This is a genomic window from Rhodococcus sp. X156 (assembly GCF_004006015.1).
Lineage (GTDB): Bacteria > Actinomycetota > Actinomycetes > Mycobacteriales > Mycobacteriaceae > X156.
Map to the genome: position 1 here is coordinate 1,018,827 of NZ_CP034766.1, position 20,129 is coordinate 1,038,955.

The 20,129-nt window shown below is 73.4% G+C and carries 22 protein-coding genes; 18 read left to right on the forward strand and 4 right to left on the reverse strand.

Annotated elements, in window-relative coordinates; genetic code table 11:
* The first annotated feature begins 98 nt into the window (after positions 1-98).
* From rbfA to ELX43_RS04915, 13 genes are all read left to right on the forward strand, one after another.
* Positions 99-590, forward strand: a complete 492-nt coding sequence (rbfA, locus tag ELX43_RS04855; RefSeq protein ID WP_127782380.1) for a 30S ribosome-binding factor RbfA — start codon at positions 99-101, stop codon at positions 588-590.
* The gene (locus tag ELX43_RS04860) at positions 590-1,561 is read left to right on the forward strand and encodes a bifunctional oligoribonuclease/PAP phosphatase NrnA (protein WP_127782381.1); all 972 of its coding nucleotides are present in this window, start codon (positions 590-592) and stop codon (positions 1,559-1,561) included. The genes rbfA and ELX43_RS04860 overlap by 1 nt, the downstream gene beginning before the upstream one ends.
* Complete coding sequence (locus tag ELX43_RS04865) at positions 1,558-2,934, forward strand: MATE family efflux transporter (RefSeq protein WP_127782382.1); 1,377 nt, start codon at positions 1,558-1,560, stop codon at positions 2,932-2,934. The genes ELX43_RS04860 and ELX43_RS04865 overlap by 4 nt, the downstream gene beginning before the upstream one ends.
* A gap of 75 nt (positions 2,935-3,009) precedes the next feature.
* A complete protein-coding gene (gene truB / locus ELX43_RS04870) occupies positions 3,010-3,993 on the forward strand; it encodes a tRNA pseudouridine(55) synthase TruB (RefSeq protein WP_127782383.1) in 984 nt (327 codons plus the stop codon).
* 32 nt (positions 3,994-4,025) lie between these two features.
* A complete protein-coding gene (locus tag ELX43_RS04875) occupies positions 4,026-5,006 on the forward strand; it encodes a bifunctional riboflavin kinase/FAD synthetase (protein ID WP_127782384.1) in 981 nt (326 codons plus the stop codon).
* Positions 5,003-5,497, forward strand: coding sequence for a helix-turn-helix transcriptional regulator (locus ELX43_RS04880; protein ID WP_127782385.1), 495 nt, complete (start codon positions 5,003-5,005; stop codon positions 5,495-5,497). The genes ELX43_RS04875 and ELX43_RS04880 overlap by 4 nt, the downstream gene beginning before the upstream one ends.
* A 173-nt stretch (positions 5,498-5,670) precedes the next feature.
* On the forward strand, positions 5,671-5,940 hold the full coding sequence (gene rpsO, locus ELX43_RS04885; RefSeq protein ID WP_127782386.1) for a 30S ribosomal protein S15: 270 nt from the start codon (positions 5,671-5,673) through the stop codon (positions 5,938-5,940).
* Between the two features lie 264 nt (positions 5,941-6,204).
* The gene (locus ELX43_RS04890; protein WP_127782387.1) at positions 6,205-8,469 is read left to right on the forward strand and encodes a polyribonucleotide nucleotidyltransferase; all 2,265 of its coding nucleotides are present in this window, start codon (positions 6,205-6,207) and stop codon (positions 8,467-8,469) included.
* A gap of 68 nt (positions 8,470-8,537) precedes the next feature.
* Positions 8,538-9,854 carry a pitrilysin family protein gene (locus ELX43_RS04895; protein ID WP_127782388.1) on the forward strand — a complete coding sequence of 439 codons (1,317 nt, stop codon included), beginning with the start codon at positions 8,538-8,540 and terminating at the stop codon, positions 9,852-9,854.
* A gap of 14 nt (positions 9,855-9,868) precedes the next feature.
* Complete coding sequence (gene dapB, locus ELX43_RS04900) at positions 9,869-10,621, forward strand: 4-hydroxy-tetrahydrodipicolinate reductase (protein WP_127782389.1); 753 nt, start codon at positions 9,869-9,871, stop codon at positions 10,619-10,621.
* Positions 10,622-10,631: 10 nt separating this feature from the next.
* On the forward strand, positions 10,632-11,093 hold the full coding sequence (locus ELX43_RS04905; protein WP_127782390.1) for a hypothetical protein: 462 nt from the start codon (positions 10,632-10,634) through the stop codon (positions 11,091-11,093).
* Positions 11,094-11,131: 38 nt separating this feature from the next.
* The gene (locus ELX43_RS04910) at positions 11,132-11,542 is read left to right on the forward strand and encodes an NAD(P)H-dependent oxidoreductase (RefSeq protein ID WP_127784684.1); all 411 of its coding nucleotides are present in this window, start codon (positions 11,132-11,134) and stop codon (positions 11,540-11,542) included.
* A gap of 78 nt (positions 11,543-11,620) precedes the next feature.
* Positions 11,621-12,484: an LLM class F420-dependent oxidoreductase gene (locus tag ELX43_RS04915; protein WP_127782391.1), complete on the forward strand. Its 864-nt coding sequence runs from the start codon at positions 11,621-11,623 to the stop codon at positions 12,482-12,484.
* An 11-nt stretch (positions 12,485-12,495) separates the two neighbouring features.
* Here the strand turns inward: ELX43_RS04915 and ELX43_RS04920 are convergent, their stop codons facing one another.
* On the reverse strand, positions 12,496-12,996 hold the full coding sequence (locus tag ELX43_RS04920; RefSeq protein WP_127782392.1) for a GNAT family N-acetyltransferase: 501 nt from the start codon (positions 12,994-12,996) through the stop codon (positions 12,496-12,498).
* 53 nt (positions 12,997-13,049) lie between these two features.
* Here ELX43_RS04920 and ELX43_RS04925 point away from each other — a divergent pair, with 53 nt between their 5' ends.
* On the forward strand, positions 13,050-14,285 hold the full coding sequence (locus ELX43_RS04925; protein WP_206518189.1) for a crosslink repair DNA glycosylase YcaQ family protein: 1,236 nt from the start codon (positions 13,050-13,052) through the stop codon (positions 14,283-14,285).
* 27 nt (positions 14,286-14,312) lie between these two features.
* Here the strand turns inward: ELX43_RS04925 and ELX43_RS04930 are convergent, their stop codons facing one another.
* From ELX43_RS04930 to ELX43_RS04940, 3 genes are read right to left on the reverse strand one after another with little or no spacing between them, the layout of a single operon-like run.
* Positions 14,313-15,098, reverse strand: a complete 786-nt coding sequence (locus tag ELX43_RS04930; RefSeq protein WP_127782394.1) for a DUF4097 family beta strand repeat-containing protein — start codon at positions 15,096-15,098, stop codon at positions 14,313-14,315.
* Positions 15,095-15,604, reverse strand: a complete 510-nt coding sequence (locus tag ELX43_RS04935; protein ID WP_127782395.1) for a toxin-antitoxin system HicB family antitoxin — start codon at positions 15,602-15,604, stop codon at positions 15,095-15,097. The genes ELX43_RS04930 and ELX43_RS04935 overlap by 4 nt, the downstream gene beginning before the upstream one ends.
* A gap of 46 nt (positions 15,605-15,650) precedes the next feature.
* The gene (locus ELX43_RS04940) at positions 15,651-16,091 is read right to left on the reverse strand and encodes an SRPBCC family protein (RefSeq protein WP_127782396.1); all 441 of its coding nucleotides are present in this window, start codon (positions 16,089-16,091) and stop codon (positions 15,651-15,653) included.
* Positions 16,092-16,264: 173 nt separating this feature from the next.
* On the opposite strand from ELX43_RS04940, the gene galT reads away from it, so the two are divergent.
* From galT to ELX43_RS04960, 4 genes are all read left to right on the forward strand, one after another.
* Positions 16,265-17,410, forward strand: coding sequence for a galactose-1-phosphate uridylyltransferase (galT, locus tag ELX43_RS04945; protein ID WP_127782397.1), 1,146 nt, complete (start codon positions 16,265-16,267; stop codon positions 17,408-17,410).
* On the forward strand, positions 17,407-18,570 hold the full coding sequence (gene galK / locus ELX43_RS04950; protein WP_241249790.1) for a galactokinase: 1,164 nt from the start codon (positions 17,407-17,409) through the stop codon (positions 18,568-18,570). The genes galT and galK overlap by 4 nt, the downstream gene beginning before the upstream one ends.
* A 63-nt stretch (positions 18,571-18,633) precedes the next feature.
* On the forward strand, positions 18,634-19,386 hold the full coding sequence (gene thyX, locus ELX43_RS04955) for an FAD-dependent thymidylate synthase (RefSeq protein ID WP_127782398.1): 753 nt from the start codon (positions 18,634-18,636) through the stop codon (positions 19,384-19,386).
* A 43-nt stretch (positions 19,387-19,429) separates the two neighbouring features.
* On the forward strand, positions 19,430-20,050 hold the full coding sequence (locus tag ELX43_RS04960) for a TIGR03085 family metal-binding protein (RefSeq protein ID WP_127782399.1): 621 nt from the start codon (positions 19,430-19,432) through the stop codon (positions 20,048-20,050).
* Positions 20,051-20,129 lie beyond the last annotated feature (79 nt).

Here is a 20,129-nt window from a genome sequence, read left to right on the forward strand (position 1 = left end):
GACAACGCTTCTCGTGCCGGGCCGGCGTCGGCCCCGCAGGCGCACGAACCCATACTGAACAACATTCATCCACGACACTGATGAGGACGGTGGCCGTCATGGCCGACCCCGCGCGGGCGCGCAAGCTTGCGAAGCGGATCTCCCAGATCGTCGCCACGGCGATCGAGCACGAGGTGAAGGACCCCCGGCTCGACCTGGTGACCATCACCGACACCAAGGTGACCGCGGACCTGCACGACGCGACGATCTTCTACACGGTGATGGGTGCCAAGGTCGACGAGGAGCCGGACTACCAGGGCGCCGCGATCGCGCTGGAGCAGGCCAAGGGTGCACTGCGCACCCGGGTGGGCGCCGGCACCGGCGTGCGGTTCACCCCGACGCTGACCTTCGTGGCCGACACGGTGCCCGACACCGCGCGCCACATGGAGGAGCTGCTTGCCAAGACCCGGGCCCGCGACGCCGAGGTGGCGGCCGCGGCAGCGCGGGCCGTCCCGGCCGGCGAGCCCGATCCCTACCGAGTCCCGCGCGTCCGCGAGGACGACGAGGACGTGGTGGACCGCAGCAGCCTCGGTGGTGCAGGCACCGACTGATGACCGCCTCGTCCGAGATCAGCGCGTCCGAGGCCGCCACCCTGCTGGGGACGGCGGAGGCTGTCACCGTGCTGTGCCACGTGAACCCGGACGCCGACGCGCTGGGCAGCGCGCTCGCCCTGGGCATCGCGCTGCGCCGCGCGGACATCGGGGTGCAGGTGTCCTTCGCCGACCCGGCGGTGCCCTCGGAGTCGCTGCGCTCGCTGCCGGGCCAGGACCTGCTGGTGCCGCCCACCGAGGTGGACCCCGCCCCCGGCCTGCTGGTGGTGGTGGACTGCGGCAGCAGCGGACGCCTGGGCGACCTGCGCGACCGGGTGGACACCGCCAAGCAGACGCTGGTGATCGACCACCACGCGTCCAACACCTACTTCGGCAGCGCCAACCTGGTGGACCCGTTCGCGGAGTCCACCACGGTGCTGGTGGCCGACGTGCTCGCCGCGTGGGGCGTGGAGCTCGACCGCGACCTGGCGTACTGCCTGTACGCCGGCCTGGTCACCGACACCTCCTCGTTCCGGCGCGCCCGGCCGCAGACCCACGAGCTGGCGTCCCGGCTCATCGCCACGGGGCTCAACCCGGTGGAGGTGGTGCGCCCGCTGATGGACACCCACCCCTTCGCCTGGCTGCAGCTGCTCTCCCGCGTGCTGGGCTCGGCGGTGCTGGAGCGCTCCGCCGCAGGTGGGCGCGGCCTGGCCTACGCGGTGGTCCCCTCGGCCGACATCGGGGGACTGCGGTCGGAGGAGACCGAGAGCATCATCGACCTGGTCGCCACCGCCTCGGAGGCCGAGGTGGCCGCGGTGCTCAAGCAGACCAGCGAGCTGGGCTGGACGGTGTCCCTGCGCGCCAAGAGTGAGGTGGACGTCGCTGCGGCGGCCACCGCGCTGGGCGGCGGCGGGCACCGGCTGGCCGCCGGGTACTCCGCGGTCGGCACGGCCGAGGAGGTCGTCGCCGCGCTGCTGGCCGTGCTCGGATGAGCCGCGCAGCAGACCGGGACGACCGCCCCACCCCGCAGGCCGCCGACACCCTCCCGCGCGAGGAGGGATCCGCCGGGCAGGTTGCGCGGCTGGCGCTGCCCGCGCTGGGCGTGCTGGCCGCCGAGCCGATCTACCTGCTGGTGGACACCGCCGTCGTCGGCCACCTCGGTGCGGTGCCGCTGGGTGCGCTGGCCGTGGGAGCGGTGGTGCTGGCCCAGGTCAGCACCCAGCTCACGTTCCTCTCCTACGGCACCACCGCCCGGGCGGCCCGGCTGCACGGTGCGCACCGCCGGGCGGACGCCGTCACCGAGGGCGCGCAGGCCACCTGGCTGGCCATGGCCATCGGGGTGCTGGTGGTGCTCGGGGTGCAGCTGTTCGCCGGCCCGATCACCCGGGTGCTGGCCGGCGGCGGCGAGGTGGCTGCCGAGGCCGAGCAGTGGCTGCGCATCGCCGTGCTCGGCGCCCCGCTCATCCTGGTGACGCTGGCGGGCAACGGCTGGATGCGGGGCGTTCAGGACACCGTGCGCCCGCTGCGCTACGTGGTGGTGGGCAACGCCGTCTCGGCGGTGCTCTGCCCGGTGCTGGTGCACCCGGTGGGGATGGGCCTGACCGGTTCCGCGGTGGCCAACGTGGTGGCGCAGGTGCTGGCCGCTGCGCTGTTCCTGCAGGCCCTGCGCCGGGAGGCGCACACGCAGCCGGGGGTGCGGCTGCGGCCCCAGCCGGCGCTGATGTGGGCGCAGCTCGTGCTGGGCCGCGACCTGCTGCTGCGCAGCCTCGGCTTCCAGCTCTGCTTCCTCTCCGCCGCCGCGGTGGCCGCCCGTTTCGGCGCGGCCAGCGTGGCCGCGCACCAGGTGGTGCTGCAGCTGTGGAACTTCGTGGCGCTGGTGCTGGACTCCCTCGCCATCGCCGCCCAGGCGCTGGTGGGCGCAGCGCTGGGTGCCTCGCGCACCGCCTCGGCGCGGGCGCTGGCCTGGCGGATCACCCGCTGGTCGGCGGTGCTGGGCGTCGGGCTGGCCCTGGCCTTCGCCGCCGCCAGCGGGCTGTTGCCGCGGGTGTTCACCGCCGACACAGCCGTGCTCGCCGAGATCCCCAAGGCGTGGTGGTTCCTGGTGGCGATGATGCCGGTGGCCGGGGTGGTCTTCGCCCTGGACGGCGTGCTGCTGGGTGCCGGGGACGCACGGTTCCTGCGCACCGCCACCCTGGGCTCGGCGGTGCTGGGCTTCCTGCCGCTGATCTGGCTCTCCCTGGCCCTGGACTGGGGCCTGGTCGGCATCTGGACCGGGCTCAGCGTCTTCATGCTGCTGCGCCTGGCCGCCGTGGTGGTGCGCACCCGGTCGGGGCGCTGGGCGGTGGCCGGCGCCACCCGGTCGTGACGGGGTCCACCCGGAAGTGACGGGGTCCACCCGGCGCCCAACGGGTGGTCCGGGCGCACCGGCGGCTCTGGCAGGATCGGTGCAGTGTCCCAGCTCCCTGACAACGACGGCCTGACCGGCGCCGGCCTGCTCGTGGTGGACAAGCCCGCGGGCCTGACCAGCCACGACGTGGTGGCCCGCTGCCGCAAGCTGCTCAACACCCGCAAGATCGGCCACGCCGGCACCCTCGACCCGATGGCCACCGGCGTGCTGGTGCTGGGGGTGGAGCGCGCCACCAAGATGCTCGGCCTGCTCAGCCTCACCACCAAGGCCTACACCGCCACCATCCGGCTCGGGCAGTCCAGCAGCACCGACGACGCCGAGGGCGAGGTGCAGACGGTCGGCGACCCCAGCGGGCTCAGCGACGACGCCGTCGACCAGGTGATCGCCGGGCTCACCGGTGCCATCGAGCAGGTGCCCGCCACCGTCAGCGCCATCAAGGTCGACGGCCAGCGCGCCCACGCCCGGGTGCGGGCGGGGGAGCAGGTCGACCTGGCCGCCCGCTCGGTCGTCGTGTCCCGGCTGCACGTCAACGCCCGACGCCGCACCACCACCGCCGAGGGCGACCCCGTGCTCGACCTGGACGTGGACGTGGAGTGCTCCTCGGGCACCTACGTGCGGGCGCTGGCCCGCGACCTCGGCGCCACCCTGGAGGTGGGCGGCCACCTCACCGCGCTGCGGCGCACCCGGGTGGGCTCGTTCACCCTGGAGCACGCCCGCACCCTGGAGGAGCTGGCCGAGGCGCCCCGGGTGAGCCTGGACGTGGACGAGGCGATCCGGGCGGCCTTCGGGTCGCGGGAGGTCACCGCCGAGCAGGCCGAGTCGGTCAGCCAGGGCCGCTGGCTGGAGCCGGTGGGGATCGAGGGGGTGCACGCCGCGGTCGGCCCGGACGGGCTGGCGGTGGCGCTGCTGGAGGAGACGGGCAACCGAGCCCGCACGGTGATGGTGGTGCGCCCGGCCACGCTGCGCGCCGAGCACCTCGCCCAGCACCGCTCCCAGCAGCAGGTTGGCACCAACTGATCCGGATCCAGGTCTGCCACTAGGGTGATGGTGTGCAGAGGTGGCGAGGACTTGACGGAGTACCGGCCGGGTGGGGGCGCTGCGTCGTCACCATCGGCGTCTTCGACGGGGTGCACCGCGGGCACGCCCAGCTGATCTCCACGGCGGTGCAGCACGCCCGCGCCCGCAACGTGCCGTGCGTGCTGCTCACCTTCGACCCGCACCCCGCCGAGGTGGTCCGTCCGGGCAGCCACCCCGCGCAGCTGAGCACCCTGGCCCGCCGGGCCGACCTGGCCGAGGAGCTGGGCGCGGACGTGTTCTGCGTGCTGCCCTTCACCGCCGAGCTGTCCCGGCTGTCCGCCGAGGGCTTCGTGCACGAGGTACTGGTGGAGCGCCTGCACGCCGCCGACGTGGTGGTGGGGCAGAACTTCACCTTCGGCCGCGGCGGCAAGGGCGACATCGAGACCCTGCACCGGCTGGGGCAGCGCTTCGGCTTCAGCACCGACGGCGTGGGCCTGCTGGTGGAGCACGACGTCACCTTCTCCTCCACCTACATCCGCTCCTGCGTGGACGCCGGCGACGTGCAGGCCGCGGCCGAGGCGCTGGGCCGTCCGCACCGGTTGGAGGGTGTGGTGGTGCGCGGTGACGGCCGGGGTCGCGACCTGGGCTACCCCACCGCCAACATCGCCCCGCCGATGCACTCCGCCATCCCTGCCGACGGGGTCTACGCCGCGTGGTTCACCCTGCTGGGCAAGGGGCCCACGGTGGGCAGCGTGACCCCCGGCGAGCGCTGTCCGGCCGCGGTCTCGGTGGGCACCAACCCCACCTTCTCCGGCCGCACCCGCACCGTGGAGGCCTTCGTGCTCGACACCACCGCCGATCTCTACGGCCAGTACGTGGCAGTGGACTTCGTGGCGCGGCTGCGCGGCATGGAGAAGTTCGACCAGGTCACCGACCTGACGGCCGCGATGGCCCACGACATCGAGCGCACCCGGGAGCTGCTGGGGGTTGCGCCGGAGGGCGACCGGGGGTGAGCACGGCCGAGACGGTCCGCCGGAACCTGGACAAGCAGCGGGAGTACTACGGCGAACCGTTCGGCGAGCGTGCCCGCCGCCTGGTGGTGGAGTTCGACATCTCCCAGGCTCAGCTGGCCGCCGTGCTCGGAGTCAGCGCACCCATGCTCAGCCAGGTGATGAGCGGGCGCCGGCAGAAGCTGGCCAACCCGGTGGCGCTGGCCCGCCTGGTGCTGCTGGAGCGGGCCGCGCTCACCATCGCCGGGCAGGCCCGGCGCCGGCAGGCCCTGCACGAGGTGGCCACCGCGGCGCCGGCAGTGGTGGTGGCCCAGGCGGCGGGGGAGCGCGGGCCGGTGCACGCCGCCGTCGCGGCGGGAACGCCGTCGCTGGTGCAGGCGTTGCGCGAGCTGTGCGGGTCCGACGAGCTCGCCCGGTGTGCCCACCTGGTCGCGGCGGAGTCTCCGGTGCTGGCCAGGCTGTTGTCGCAGGCTGCGGTATCTGCTCCCTGCTAGTGTGGGCAGAAGGTGTGGCTGCGGTCCGTGGCGGCGACACCCGGCCAGCACTGGTCACGGCGGTCACTCAGGACCGCCCCGGTCGCCTCCGGCAGCACCGCGCAGGGCTCTGCCCTGCCGGGTCCGCCCGGCGATCGTCCCGCACGGACGTCAGTGAACGAGGAGATCAGTACGTGGCGTTGAGCACCGAGGACAAGAAGGCCATTCTCAGCGAGTACGGCCTGCACGAGTCCGACACCGGGTCCCCCGAGGCCCAGGTCGCGCTGCTGACCAAGCGCATCCGCGACCTCACCGAGCACCTGAAGATGCACAAGCACGACCACCACTCCCGCCGCGGCCTGCTGCTGCTGGTCGGGCGTCGTCGTCGCCTGCTCAAGTACGTCGCCAAGGTCGACATCGAGCGCTACCGCTCGCTGATCGAGCGGCTCGGTCTGCGTCGCTGATGCAACCCGGTGGGGTCAGGCCTCGCGGCGTGACCCCACCGGACCGCACCACCTGCTCCACCAGAACCACCAGCTCCACCAGGGAACACTCCCACTCCGCCGCGCCGGAGCACGCGTGAGTCGGTCCTCGGTAGTGGCCCTCGGACGCCAGGCACACCTGGACGAGCCCGAGCGCTTCGATCGAAGGCCGCCGTCCCGCGACAGGTCCGCCCACGGACCGGGCGCGACGCGGAGGCAGACGAGGAAAAGACGAGAGGTAGCTACATGAGCGAGACCAACCAGAACGACCAGAGCTTCGAGGACGAGGGCGTGTACGAGGCCACCGCGGTCATCGACAACGGCACCTACGGCCAGCGCACCATCCGGTTCGAGACCGGCCACCTGGCCCAGCAGGCCAACGGCGCCGTGGTGGCGTACCTGGACGAGGAGACGATGCTGCTCTCCGCGACCAGCGCCTCCAAGCACCCCAAGGACCACCTGGACTTCTTCCCGCTGACCGTGGACGTGGAGGAGCGGATGTACGCCGCGGGCCGCATCCCCGGCTCCTTCTTCCGTCGCGAGGGCCGTCCCTCCACCGACGCCGTGCTCACCTGCCGGCTCATCGACCGGCCGCTGCGCCCCACCTTCAAGGCCGGGCTGCGCAACGAGATCCAGGTCGTCATCACCGTGATGAGCCTGAACCCCAACGACCTGTACGACGTGGTGGCCATCAACGCCGCGTCCGCGTCCACCCAGATCGCCGGGCTGCCCTTCTCCGGCCCTGTCGGTGGCGTGCGCGTCGCCATGGTCGACGGCCAGTGGATCGGCTTCCCGACCGTCGAGCAGCTCGAGCGCGCCACCTTCAACATGGTGGTCGCCGGCCGCATCGTGTCCGGCTCCGGCGCTGACGCCGACGTCGCCATCATGATGGTGGAGGCCGAGGCCACCGACACCGTGGTCGCCAAGATCGCGGACGGCGCGCAGGCGCCCACCGAGTCGATCGTGGCCGCCGGCCTCGAGGCGGCCAAGCCGTTCATCGCCGCGCTGTGCACCGCCCAGCAGGAGCTGGCCAGCAAGGCCGCCAAGCCCACTGGTGAGTTCCCGATCTTCCCGGCCTACGGCGACGACGTGTTCGCCGCGGTCGAGGGCTCGGCGTCGATCGACCTGGGCAAGGCCCTCACCATCGCCGGCAAGTCCGAGCGCGAGGACCGCCTGGACGAGGTCAAGGACCGCGTGCTCACCTCCATCGGCGACGAGTTCGCCGGTCGCGAGAAGGAGATCGGTGCGGCGTTCCGCGCGCTGACCAAGAAGCTGGTCCGCCAGCGGGTGCTGCGCGACAAGGTGCGCATCGACGGTCGCGGCCTCACCGACATCCGTTCCCTCTCGGCCGAGGTCGCGCTCATCCCGCGCGCCCACGGCTCGGCGCTGTTCGAGCGCGGCGAGACCCAGATCCTGGGTGTCACCACGCTGGACATGGTCAAGATGGCGCAGCAGATCGACTCGCTGGGCCCGGAGACCAAGAAGCGCTACATGCACCACTACAACTTCCCGCCGTACTCCACCGGTGAGACCGGTCGCGTGGGCTCGCCCAAGCGCCGCGAGATCGGCCACGGCGCGCTGGCGGAGCGGGCCCTGATGCCCGTGCTGCCCAGCCAGGAGGAGTTCCCCTACGCCATCCGGCAGGTCTCCGAGGCGCTGAGCTCCAACGGCTCCACCTCCATGGGCTCGGTGTGTGCCTCCACCATGTCGCTGCTCAACGCCGGTGTGCCGCTGAAGGCGCCCGTCGCCGGCATCGCCATGGGCCTGATCTCCGACCAGGTCGACGGCAAGACCGAGTACGTCGCCATCACCGACATCCTCGGTGCGGAGGACGCCTTCGGTGACATGGACTTCAAGGTCGCCGGCACCAAGGACTTCGTGACGGCGCTGCAGCTGGACACCAAGCTCGACGGCATCCCCTCGGAGGTGCTCGCCGCGGCCCTGACCCAGGCCCGCGACGCGCGCATCACCATCCTCGAGGTGATGGCCGAGGCCATCGACGAGCCCGACGAGATGAGCCCCTTCGCCCCGCGGGTCACCGCCATCAAGGTGCCCACGGACAAGATCGGCGAGGTCATCGGCCCCAAGGGCAAGATGATCAACTCCATCACGGAGCAGACCGGCGCCAACATCTCCATCGAGGATGACGGCACCGTGTACGTGGGGGCGGCCGACGGCCCGTCCGCGCAGGCAGCGATCGACATGATCAACGCCATCGCCAACCCCCAGCTGCCCAAGGTGGGCGAGCGGTTCCTGGGCACGGTCGTCAAGACCACCGCCTTCGGCGCCTTCGTCTCCCTGCTGCCCGGCCGTGACGGCCTGGTGCACATCTCCAAGCTGGGCAACGGCAAGCGCATCGACAAGGTCGAGGACGTCGTCAGCATCGGCAGCAAGCTCCGCGTGGAGATCGCCGACATCGACAACCGGGGCAAGATCAGCCTGGTTCCCGTCGAGGACGCAGCCGAGGCTCCGGCAGCCGAGGGCTCTGCGTCTCAGGGTTCTGCGTCCTGAGCGCAGCAGACCGAGCAACCACCGCGGCGGTCGCGGGTGCACCCAGCACCCGTGACCGCCGCGGCGGCGTGTCCGGGGTCAGCGCCAGCACCCACACCACCGAGCTGATCGGCGGCGCGCGGCGCAGCGTGCTGCCCAGCGGCCTGCGGGTGGTCACCGAGCACGTGCCCGGGGTGCACTCCGCCGCGGTCGGGCTGTGGGTGGCGGTGGGCTCGCGGGACGAGGACCCCAGCGTGGCCGGGGCGGCGCACTACCTGGAGCACCTGCTGTTCAAGGGGACCCCGAGCCGCTCCGCGCTGGACATCGCCCAGGCCATGGACGCCGTCGGTGGTGAGCTCAACGCCTTCACCGCCAAGGAGTACACCTGCTTCTATGCGCACGTCCTGGACGCCGACCTGCCGATGGCGATCGAGCTGGTCAGCGACGTGGTGCTGCGCGGGGTGTGCGCGGAGGCTGACGTGGAGACCGAGCGCAACGTGGTGCTCGAGGAGATCGCCATGCGCGACGACGACCCCGAGGACCTGGTGCACGAGGCGTTCGCCGAGGTGCTCTTCGGCGCGCACCCGCTCGGCCGGCCGATCATCGGCAGCGTGGAGTCGGTGGAGGCGATGACGCCGGAGCAGCTGCGCACCTTCCACACCCGCCGCTACACCCCGCCGCGGCTGGTGCTCGCCGCCGCAGGCAACGTGGACCACGACGCCGTGCTGGCGCAGGTCACCGCCACCCTCGGCAGCCACCCCGCGGCGGCCCCGGTCGCCGTCCGCGGCGGGATCGCCGAGCTGGCCGGCCGGCCCGGCACCAGCGTCACCGAGCGGGACAGCGAGCAGGCCCACGTGGTGCTGGGCAGCCGGGGGCTGGGCCGCCACGACGAGGCCCGCTGGGCGCTGTCGGTGCTCAGCGCCGCCGTGGGCGGCGGCATGAGCTCGCGGCTGTTCCAGCAGGTCCGCGAGCAGCGCGGCCTGGCGTACTCGATCTACTCCAGCGTGGACACCTACGCCGACACCGGGGCGTTCTCGGTGTACGCGGGCTGCCAGCCGGAGAACCTCGGCGAGGTGGTGGCCGTGATCGACGAGGTGCTGGCCACCGTCGCTGCCGACGGCATCACCGAGGCCGAGCTGGCCCGCGGCAAGGGGCAGCTGCGCGGTGCGCTGGTGCTCGGCCTGGAGGACACCCCGTCCCGGATGAGCCGGCTGGGCCGCAGCGAGGTCAACTACGCCGAGCACCTCGACGTCGAGGAGACCCTGGCCCGCATCGACGCAGTCACCTGCGCCGACGTCGCCGCCGTGGCGGCGGACGTGCTGCGGCGTCCTGTCGGGGTGGCTGTGGTCGGGCCGTACGCTCACGCTGACGAGCTTCCCCACCAGGTACGTGCCGCATGCCGATGAACGGAGCAGGACAGATGCAGGAACCCACTCGGGTCGGAGTGCTCGGCGCGCGGGGCCGCGTCGGCGAACAGGTCTGCAAGGCCGTGGACGCCGCGGAGGACCTCGACCTGGTCGCCGCGGTGGACGCCGGCGACTGGCTGTTCAACGTCTCCGATGCCGGGGCGCAGGTGGTGGTGGACTTCACCCACCCCGACGTGGTGATGGACAACATCCGCTTCTGCATCGACCAGGGCATCCACGCCGTGGTGGGCACCACCGGCTTTGACGCCGACAAGCTCGACCAGGTGCGCACCTGGCTGGAGCCCAAGCCCGAGCTGGGCGTGCTGGTGGCCCCCAACTTCGCCATCGGCGCGGTGCTGTCCATGCGCTTCGCCAGCATGGCCGCCCGGTTCTACGACTCCGTCGAGGTGGTGGAGCTGCACCACCCGAACAAGGCCGACGCGCCCTCGGGCACGGCCGCTCGCACCGCCGAGCTGGTCGCCGCGGCGCGGGCCGAGGCCGGCATGGCGCCCATGCCGGACGCCACCACCAGCGAGCTGGACGGGGCGCGGGGCGCCGACGTCGGGGGAGTGCGGGTGCACTCGGTGCGCCTGCGCGGGCTCATCGCCCACCAGGAGGTGCTGATGGGGACCGAGGGGGAGACCCTCACCATCCGGCACGACTCGCTGGACCGCAGCTCGTTCATGCCCGGCGTGCTGCTGGGCGTGCGTCAGATCAGCACCCACCCAGGCCTCACCGTGGGCCTGGAACACTTCCTCGACCTGTGACGGGGCAGCTGTGAAGGAGAAGCGCCTGGCGTGGCTGATCATCTTCGCCACGCTGTTCTACGTCGGCCTGGTGGGGTACTTCGGCATCCTGCTGGTGCTCGCCGGCGGCGTGGCCGCGGTGGCCATGGGCATCGCCGCACTGATCATGGTGCCGCTGGGGGTGTGGCTGGTGTGGGCGACGGTGCGCAACGGCATGCGCAACCAGGAGCTGGCCCGTCGGCTGCACGAGGAGGGCGGGCTGCCCGACACCTCCAGCATCCCGCGGCGCCCGTCCGGACGGTTCGAGCGCGATGCCGCCGACGCCTACTTCGCCGAGCGACGGACGGAGTACGAGGCCGACCCGGAGAACTGGCGCACCAGCTACCGGCTGGCGGTGGCCTACGACGCCGCCGGTGACCGTGGCCGTGCGCGCACCACCATGAAGCGGGCCCTGGAGCTGGCGGAGCAGGAGAAGCGCCAGGGCCAGCGGTGAGCACGCTGCTCGTGGTGCACCACACCCCGTCCCCGGGCATGCGCGAGCTGGTGGAGGCGGTGCTCGCGGGCACCCGCGACCCGGAGGTCACCGGGGTGCAGGTGCGCGAGGTCGCCGCCCTCGCCGCCACGGTGCCCGACGTGCTGGGCGCCGACGGGTACCTCTTCGGCACCCCGGCCAACTTCGGCTACATGTCCGGTGCGCTCAAGCACTTCTTCGACACCGTCTACTACCCGTGCCTGGGCACCGTCGCCGGCCGCCCGTTCGGGCTGTGGGTGCACGGCAGCGACGACACCGCCGGTGCGGTGCGCTCGGTGCTCAAGCTCACCGGTGGGATGGGGCTGGAGCAGGTGGCCGCACCGCTGGAGCTGTCCGGTGCGCCCGACGCCGCCGCCCGCGAGGCCGGCTACGAGCTGGGCGGGACGCTGGCCGCGTCGCTGATGGCCTGACTGTGGCGGAGGGAACAGCAGCGGCGGAACCGGGGTTCGACCCAGGGAAGGCCACACCCCCGAGCGAGTGGAGCACACGTGATTGACGACGCGACCAACAGCAGCCTCGGCCGGATCGGGGTGTGGCGCCCGGAGCGGCAGCTGACGCCGGAGCTGGCCGCAACCGTGGAGTCTCTGGGCTACGGCACCCTCTGGATCGGTGGCTCGCCGCCGGCGGAGCTGCAGGTGGCCGAGGACGTGCTCGACGCCACCACCACGATCACCGTGGCCACCGGGATCGTGAACATCTGGACCGACGGGGCGCAGGAGGTGGCGAAGTCCTACCACCGGCTGGAGGCCAAGCACCCCGACCGCTTCCTGCTCGGCATCGGCGTCGGCCACCCCGAGGCCATCGGCGACCGCTACGCCAAGCCCTACACCGCCTTGGTGGAGTACCTGGACGTCCTCGACGCCGAGGGCGTGCCCACCAACCGCCGGGTGCTGGCCGCGCTGGGCCCCAAGGTGCTGCGGCTGTCGGCCGCGCGCTCCCGTGGCGCGCACCCGTACCTGGTCACTCCCGAGCACACCCGCCGGGCCCGGGAGATCCTCGGCGAGGGCGTGCTGCTGGCTCCGGAGCAGAAGGTGGTGCTGGAGACCGACCCGGAGGCCGCCCGCGCCATCGGCCGTCCGCCGGTGGCCAACCCGTACCTGGGCCTGGTGAACTACACCAACAACCTGCGCACGCTCGGCTACACCGACGCCGACATCGCCGACGGCGGCAGCGACCGGCTGATCGACGCCCTGGCCATCCACGGCGACGCCGAGACCGTGGCCCGTGGACTCACCGCGCACCTGGACGCCGGGGCCGACCAGGCGGTGCTGCAGCTGCTCACCGCCGAGGGCCAGGACCCGGTGCCCGGCTACACCGCCCTCGCCGAGGCGCTGGGTCTCACCCGGGCCTGAGGGGCGGCGGGTCACTCCCAGCGGGCGGTGAGCGAGCCGACGTGGCGCAGCTCGCGGAGCGCGTGGGGGCCGTGCTGGGAGGTGCGCACGGTGCCGTCGGGCAACCAGCTGTGCCGCGGGTAGAACGCCCGGCCGGCGGTGTCGGCGTCCACCACCCACACCTGCCCCTGCAGCGCACCGGTGGTGCGCAGCCGGCCGGCCAGGCTGCCCAGCAGGCGACCCCCGTGCCCACGTCTGGTCCAGCGCGGCTCGACCAGCAGGGTGCTCACCTCGTCGCCGGCTCCGGCGGTGAACCCGACCACCTCCTCGCGCTCGGTGGCCACCAGCACCTGCGCGTCACCGCTGCCGGTGACGGCGCGGTGCCAGGCCAGCGCGGCGGTGTCCGGGTCCAGCTCGGCGATGACGGCCGGGGGCAGGAACGCCGCGTAGGGGCCACGCCACACGGCCAGCTGGACGGCCGCCATGGCGGCGCAGTCGGCGGGTTGGGCGGGGCGAACAGCGGCGAGGGCCATCTGGCCAGGGTAGGTCGTCGGTGCGGCGTGGCAGGGTGGTGCGCGTGCAGGAGATGACGGCCTCGGCGGCGCGGCGCACTGCGCTCGCCGCGCAGGGATTCACCGACCCGCTGCCCACCGGCGCGCCCACCCGTCGGCACCTGACCCGGGTGGTCGACCGGGTGCAGCTGCTGCAGCTGGACTCGGTGTCGGTGGCCGTGCGGGCGCACTACATGCCGATGTTCTCCCGGCTGGGCGCCTACGACCGGGGCCTGCTGGACACCGCGGCGTGGAGCGACACCCGGCGCAAGCCCCGCCTGCTCACCGAGTACTGGGCGCACGAGGCGGCGCTGCTGTCGGTGCAGGACTGGCCGCTGCTGCGCTGGCGGATGCGGGAGCGGGAGAAGGCCGGCTCACCACGGGTGGACCGGGTGCTGCAGCGCAGCCCGGCGCTGCCCGACCGGGTGCTCGCCGCGGTGGCCGAGCTGGGCGGGGCCACCGCCGGGCAGGTGGAGGCGCACCTGGACGTGGCGGTGGCCGGCGGGCGGGGGCCGTGGTGGGACCGCACCGACACCAAGATCATCTGCGAGTGGCTGTTCGCCATCGGCGAGCTGAGCACCACCACGCGGGTCGGCTTCCAGCGCCACTACGCGCTGACCCGGGACGTGCTGCCGCCGGAGCTGCTGGCCACCGAGATCGGCGAGCCCGACGCGGTGCGGGCGCTGGTGGAGCGCTCCGCGCGGGCGCTGGGCGTGGCCACCGAGCCTGACCTGCGCGACTACTTCCGGCTGAGCCCGCGCCAGTCGAGCACTGCGGTGGCCGAGCTGGTGGCCGACGGCGTGCTGGAACCGGTGGCGGTGCAGGGCTGGACGGCGCCGGCCTACCGCCACCGCGAGGCCCGCACCCCGCGGGCGGTGCAGCGGGCCACGCTGCTGAGCCCGTTCGACTCGCTGGTGTTCCACCGGCCGCGCACGGAGCGGCTGTTCGACTTCCGCTACCGCCTGGAGATCTACACCCCGGCGGCCAAGCGGGTGCACGGCTACTACGTGTACCCGTTCCTGCTGGGCGAGCACCTGGTCGCCCGGGTGGACCTCAAGGCCGAGCGCGACGCCGGCACGCTGCGGGTGCTGGGCGCGTTCGCCGAGCCCGGGCACCACACCGGCGAGGTGGCGGCCGCCCTGGCGGAGGCGCTGGCGGAGATGGCGGACTGGCTCGGGCTGCAGCGGGTGGCCGTGGAGCCGCGAGGCGATCTCTCCGCCGCTCTTGGGGCGTCTGCAAGTACCACCAAGCGCGCCCCGCGGCGTCTGTAACCGCTACCCAGCGGCGGGGGAGGGCGGTCAGCGCGCGGAGTGCACCAGCACGGTGCCCGACCCGCTGCGTGCCCGCAGGTGAGCCTGGGTCTCCGGTGGCTCCACCGCCAGCACCTCCAGGTCGCTGCGCACCGCGCCCGAGCCCGAGCTGAGGTCGACCTGGGCCGTGACGCCACTGGCGATGCCGATGCGGAGGTCACCCGTTCCGCTGATCACCTCCAGGTCGTCGGCGGTGCTGGCCACGGTGACGTCGCCGGAGCCGGTGCGCACCCGCCCACCGCGGGGCAGCACCGCCAGGCGCACCTGCCCGGAGCCGGTGCGCACGTCCGCGCCGTCGAGCACGTCCTGGACGTCCACCTCGCCCGAGCCGGTGCCGATGTCCATCCGCTGCGCCACCCCGGTGACGTCCACCCGGGCCGAGCTGGTGCGCACCAGCACCCGGGCCAGGCTGGGGGCGCGCACGTGCACGTCCAGCGCGACCGCACGCGTCCCGACCGTGCGTGGTGCCCGCACCGTCAGGCGGGAGCGCTGCGGGGAGAAGTCCACCTCGGTGCTGGCCAGCGCCTCGGCGTCGGCGGCACGGGGCTGGGGCTCGGGCCGGTCGGGACCGCCCGCGCCCAGCAGCGACAGCACGCCGCTGAGCCCCTGGTGCCACCACGCACCCTGGCCCACCGCCACGGAGACCTCGACCACGCCCAGCTCGCGGACCAGCTCGATGCGCACCGAGCCGGTGCCCACCTGCACGTCCAGCTCCACCGGGCCCTCGCCCGCCGGGAAGTGCTCGGTGCGGGCGACGGGCGCGGGCTCGCTCATCCGCGCACCCAGCCGCGCAGCGTCTGGCCGGAGTCGGACACCGCGGGCGGCACCCCGGGGTCGCACAGCGCCCCCTGCACGGCCTGCGACAGCCAGGTGTTCAGCGAGATGCCGTCCTTGCTGGCGGCCTGCTCGGCGCGGGCCTTGAGCTGCTCCACCAGCCGCAGCGTCACCCGGCTCACGTCGCCGCCCAGGTCCTCCCGGCCGAACGTGCGGGCGCCGGGTGTCGCCGCGCCGGTGGTCGGGCCGGACGGCGACGCGACGGGAGCGCTGCTGGTGACCACGCGGACGTCGCGCCCGTCCAGGCGCACCTCCACCACCCGGTCGCCGAGCGCCGCGGTCACCTCGGCGGCCAGCTCTGACAGGGCGGAGAGCAGCATGAGCCGGGCAGCCGGTTCCAGCGCGCTGGCCAGGGCGGCGGCGGTGCGCTGGGTCTGCTCGTCGCCGAGCGCGGCGGCGGCGGTCAGGTCGTCGGCCAGCGCGGCGGTGTGGTGGCTGAGGTCCATGACGCCATGGTGGCACCAGTCGGCGACGTCGGCCACGACCGACGGCTCAGGCCTGGGACTCCACCCGCTTCTTCAGCGACTTGGTGGCCGTCTCCAGGGCACCCTTCTTCGCCTTGTTCAGCAGGAAGCCGGGCACCTTGATCTTGATGTCCAGCGCCAGCTCGAAGGTGACGTGCGTGGTGCCGTCGCCGTTGTCGGTGAGGGTGTAGGTGCCCTCCTGCGACTTCTGCTGGCTGCTCTCCACCAGCGACCAGCTCATCTTCTCGTTGCCGTCGAAGCTGTAGTCCACGACCTGCTCGTCGGTGATGCCCACCATCTGCATGGTCATCCGCACGCGCTGGGGGCGTCCCGCGTCGTCGGTGGTCTCCACGCTGGCCTTCTTGTGCGCCGACGACCACTCGGGGTAGCTGGCGAAGTCCTCCAAGGTGGCCATCACCGCCGCCGGGGTCGCCTTGATGTCGATCTCGTCGCTACCGCTGATGGCCATGGACGGACTCCTTTGTCCTCGCTCGAGTGGGACGCGCTCCGGACCGCACCAGGGGAGATCCGGGTCACAGGTCGCAGAGCCTAACAACCAGGCACGATCCGTCCTTCGCCTTGGCCAGCCCCGTCTCCCAGCCACCGTCGCAGCCCGTCTCGGCGGTGCTAGCGTCCGAGCCCATGATCGTCACCCGCCGTCAGCTCGCCGACGGCCGCGAGATCATCTACTTCGACGACCCCGCCACTACCGGCAGCCGGGCGGCCCCCTTCACCCGTACCGCCACCGACCGCCGGGACCTGCCCGCGGTGGTCACCGACTCGCAGTGCCGGCGCGACCCGCTGACGGGGGAGTGGGTGGTGATTGCCGCGCACCGCCAGGACCGCACCTACCTGCCCGCGGCCGACCTCTGCCCGCTGTGTCCGTCCGCGCCCGGCCGCCCCACCGAGGTGCCCGAGCCCAGCTACCAGGTGGTGGCCCTGGAGAACCGCTTCGCCTCCCTGGGTACCTCGTCCGCCGTGCCTGCCCCGGACGCTGTGCCTGCCGCCGACCTGCGCCCGGGAGTCGGCCGCTGCGAGGTGGTCTGCTTCACCAGCGAGCACCGGCTCACCTTCGCCGAGCTGGACCCGCGGCGCGTCCGGCTGGTGGTGGACGCCTGGGCGCAGCGCACCGCCGAGCTCGGGGCCCGCGCGGACGTCGCCCAGGTGTTCTGCTTCGAGAACCACGGCGAGGAGATCGGAGTGACGCTGCACCACCCGCACGGGCAGGTCTACGCCTACCCGTTCGTGCCGCCGCGGGTGCGCACCGTGCTGGAGCAGGCCCGCCACCACGAGGAGTCCACCGGGCGCAACCTCTTCGCCGACGTCCTCGCCGCGGAGCGAGCGGGGCCGCGGGTGGTCGCGGCCAACGAGCACTGGACCGCGTTCGTGCCCGCCGCCTCCCGCTGGCCGCACGAGGTGCAGCTGTTCCCGCACCGCCAGGTGCCAGACCTGCCCGCGCTCACCGACGCCGAGCGCGACGCCCTGGTGCCGGTGTACCTGGACGTGCTGGGTCGGTTCGCGCACCGCTTCGACACGCCCATGCCCTACGTCGCGGCGTGGAACCAGGCGCCCACCGGCCGGTGTTGGGACGCCGCGGGACCAGGCCCAGGAGCAGGACCAGGCGCCGGGCGGCAGCGCTGGTGGCTGCACCTGCAGCTGTTCTCCTTCCGCCGCACGGCGGAGAAGCTGAAGTACCTGGCCGGCTCGGAGTCGGGCATGGGCGTGTTCGTCAGCGACACCAACCCGGAGACCGTGGCCGCGCAGCTGCGCGCGGTGGCGCTGCCGTGAGCGTGCCCGCTGGCGTGGACCCGGCGGCGGCGTTCGCCGCCCGGTTCGGCCGACCGCCGGAAGGGGTGTGGGCCGCGCCGGGACGGGTCAACCTCATCGGCGAGCACACTGACTACAACGACGGCTACGTCCTGCCCGTGGCCCTGCCGCACAGCACGGTCGCGGCGGTGGCCCGCACCGCCGAGCCGGAGCTGGTGCTGGCGTCGGTGCAATACCCGGACCAGCCGGTGCGGGTGGCGCTGGACGCGCTGGCGCCCGGCGCACCCGACGGCTGGGCGGCCTACCCGGCGGGGGTGGTGCACCAGCTGCGGCGTGAGGGCCATCGCCTCAGCGGGCTGCAGGTGCTGGTGGACGGGCAGGTGCCGGTAGGGGCGGGCCTGTCCTCGTCGGCGGCGCTGACCTGCTCGGTGGCGCTGGCCCTGCGGGACTTGTTCGCCCTGCCACTGCGCCGCGCGGAGCTGGTGGACGTGGCCCGGGCGGCGGAGAACGACTTCGCCGGCGCCCCCACCGGGGTGCTGGACCACTCGGCGTCACTGCTGTGCACCGTCGGGCACGCGCTGCTGCTGGACACCCGTGACCGCAGCACCACCCAGGTGCCGCTGGACCTCGCCGCCGCCGGGTTGGCGCTGCTGGTGCTGGACACCGGTGCGCCGCACCAGCTGGCCACCGGTGGGGGCCCCGACAGCTACGCGCGCCGCCGCCAGGAGTGCGGCGAGGCCGCCGCCGCGCTGGGCGTCCCCAGCCTGCGCGAGGTGAGCGACCCCGCTGCGGTGCAGGCCCTGCCCGAGCCGCTGCGCCGCCGGGCCCGGCACGTGGTCACCGAGAACGCCCGGGTGCTGGCGGTGCTGGAGGTGCTGCGCTCCGGCACCGACCCGCGGGCGGTGGGGCCGCTGCTCACCGCCGGACACCGCTCCCTGCGCGAGGACTTCGCGGTGTCCACCCCGGCGCTGGACGTCTGCGTGGACGCGGCGGTGCGGGCCGGGGCGCACGGGGCACGGATGGTGGGCGGTGGCTTCGGTGGCAGCGCGCTCGCGCTGGTGGACGACCGCCACGTGCCGGCCGTGCGGGCCGCGGTGGCCGAGGCCAGCCGGGCCGCCGGCCATCGCGCGCCCACCGCGTTCGTGGTGGTGCCCTCCGCCGGGGCCCGGCGCGTGGAGTAGCCCCGACTATCGTCTGTGCACGCGGCCGCCGGCGCCGTGCCCGTGATCGGAGGAGGAGCAGCTGTGCCCCGGATCGTGCCGCTGAAGGTGCAGCTGGTCGCCAGGACCGAGTTCCTCCCGCCCGCCGACGTCCCCTGGTCCACCGACGCCGACGGGGGTGCGGCGCTGGCGGAGTTCGCCGGCCGCGCCTGCTACGAGAGCTGGTCCAAGCCCAACCCGGCCACCGCCACCAACGCCGACTACCTGGCGCACATCCTGGAGGTGGGCCACCTCGCGGTGCTCGAGCACGGCACCGCCAGCTTCTACCTCACCGGGGTCTCGCGCTCCCTCACCCACGAGCTGGTGCGCCACCGGCACTTCTCCTTCTCCCAGCTGTCCCAGCGCTACGTCCCCGAGGACGACAACCGGGTGGTCGCGCCCCCGTCGGTGGCCGGTGACCCCGAGCTGGAGAAGCTGCTGCTGGACGCCGCCGAGCAGAGCCGCACGGCCTACGCCGACCTGCTCGCCGCGCTGGAGGAGAAGCTGGTGGACGTGCCCAGCGCCAGCCTGCGCCGCAAGCAGGCCCGCCAGGCCGCCCGCGCCGTGCTGCCCAGCGCCACCGAGACCCGCATGGTGGTCACCGGCAACTACCGCACCTGGCGGCACTTCATCGGCATGCGCGCCACCGAGCACGCCGACCTGGAGATGCGCCGGCTGGCCGTCGAGTGTCTTCGGCAGCTGCAGGGCGCAGCCGCTAGCGTGTTCCAGGACTTCCAGATTGCCACCATGAGCGACGGCAGCGAGATCGCCACCAGCCCTTTCGTCAACGAGGGCTGACGGCGCCGCGAACCGACGACCACCCACCCAGCGAAGGGCAGGCATGAGCACTGCACAGGACGAACGGGCCGCGCTGTCGGCGCTGCTGCTGGAGGTGGGCCCCGACGCCCCGACGCTGTGCGGGGGGTGGCGCACCCGCGACCTGGCCGCGCACCTGGTGCTGCGCGAGCGCCGCCCCGACGCCGCACCGGGCATCCTGGTGCCGCTGCTGGCCGGCTACACCGACCACGTGCAGGCCGGCATCGCCAACCGGCACTGGCCCACCCTGGTGGAGCAGGTGCGCACCGGTCCTCCGCTGCTGTCGCCGTACCGCCTGCTCGACGCCCAGGTCAACGGCCTGGAGTTCTTCGTCCACCACGAGGACGTCCGTCGGGCCGAGGGTGACTGGAAGCCGCGCCAGCTCGCGGCGGCCACCGAGGACGAGCTGTGGGGACGGCTCACGCTGGTCGGCCGGGTCGGCTACCGCAAGAGCCCGGTGGGAGTGGTGCTGCAGCGCCCGGGCGGTGCCACCATCACCGTCAAGGGCGGTCCGCGCACGGTCACCCTGTGCGGGGAGCCCAGCGAGCTGGTGCTGCACGCCTTCGGCCGGGACGCGGTGCAGCTGGAGACCACCGGGGCCGACGTCGACGTCCAGGCGGTGCTGGGACTGGACCGAGCCTTCTAGTCGGTCGCGCCCGCCGCCACACCCGTGGCTGAACGGGACGTGCGTGTGCAGCGCTACCCAGGCCAACGGGTAGCGTGAC

Excerpts from the sequence above, each read along its gene's own strand:
- rbfA (WP_127782380.1), top strand. The coding sequence starts at position 99 with ATGGCCGACCCCGCGCGGGCGCGCAAGCTTGCGAAGCGGATCTCCCAG.
- ELX43_RS04860 (WP_127782381.1), top strand. The coding sequence starts at position 590 with ATGACCGCCTCGTCCGAGATCAGCGCGTCCGAGGCCGCCACCCTGCTG.
- ELX43_RS04865 (WP_127782382.1), top strand. The coding sequence starts at position 1,558 with ATGAGCCGCGCAGCAGACCGGGACGACCGCCCCACCCCGCAGGCCGCC.
- ELX43_RS04890 (WP_127782387.1), top strand. The coding sequence starts at position 6,205 with ATGAGCGAGACCAACCAGAACGACCAGAGCTTCGAGGACGAGGGCGTG.
- dapB (WP_127782389.1), top strand. The coding sequence starts at position 9,869 with ATGCAGGAACCCACTCGGGTCGGAGTGCTCGGCGCGCGGGGCCGCGTC.
- ELX43_RS04910 (WP_127784684.1), top strand. The coding sequence starts at position 11,132 with ATGCGCGAGCTGGTGGAGGCGGTGCTCGCGGGCACCCGCGACCCGGAG.
- ELX43_RS04920 (WP_127782392.1), bottom strand. The coding sequence starts at position 12,996 with ATGGCCCTCGCCGCTGTTCGCCCCGCCCAACCCGCCGACTGCGCCGCC.
- ELX43_RS04925 (WP_206518189.1), top strand. The coding sequence starts at position 13,050 with ATGACGGCCTCGGCGGCGCGGCGCACTGCGCTCGCCGCGCAGGGATTC.
- ELX43_RS04930 (WP_127782394.1), bottom strand. The coding sequence starts at position 15,098 with ATGAGCGAGCCCGCGCCCGTCGCCCGCACCGAGCACTTCCCGGCGGGC.
- ELX43_RS04935 (WP_127782395.1), bottom strand. The coding sequence starts at position 15,604 with ATGGACCTCAGCCACCACACCGCCGCGCTGGCCGACGACCTGACCGCC.
- ELX43_RS04940 (WP_127782396.1), bottom strand. The coding sequence starts at position 16,091 with ATGGCCATCAGCGGTAGCGACGAGATCGACATCAAGGCGACCCCGGCG.
- galT (WP_127782397.1), top strand. The coding sequence starts at position 16,265 with ATGATCGTCACCCGCCGTCAGCTCGCCGACGGCCGCGAGATCATCTAC.
- ELX43_RS04960 (WP_127782399.1), top strand. The coding sequence starts at position 19,430 with ATGAGCACTGCACAGGACGAACGGGCCGCGCTGTCGGCGCTGCTGCTG.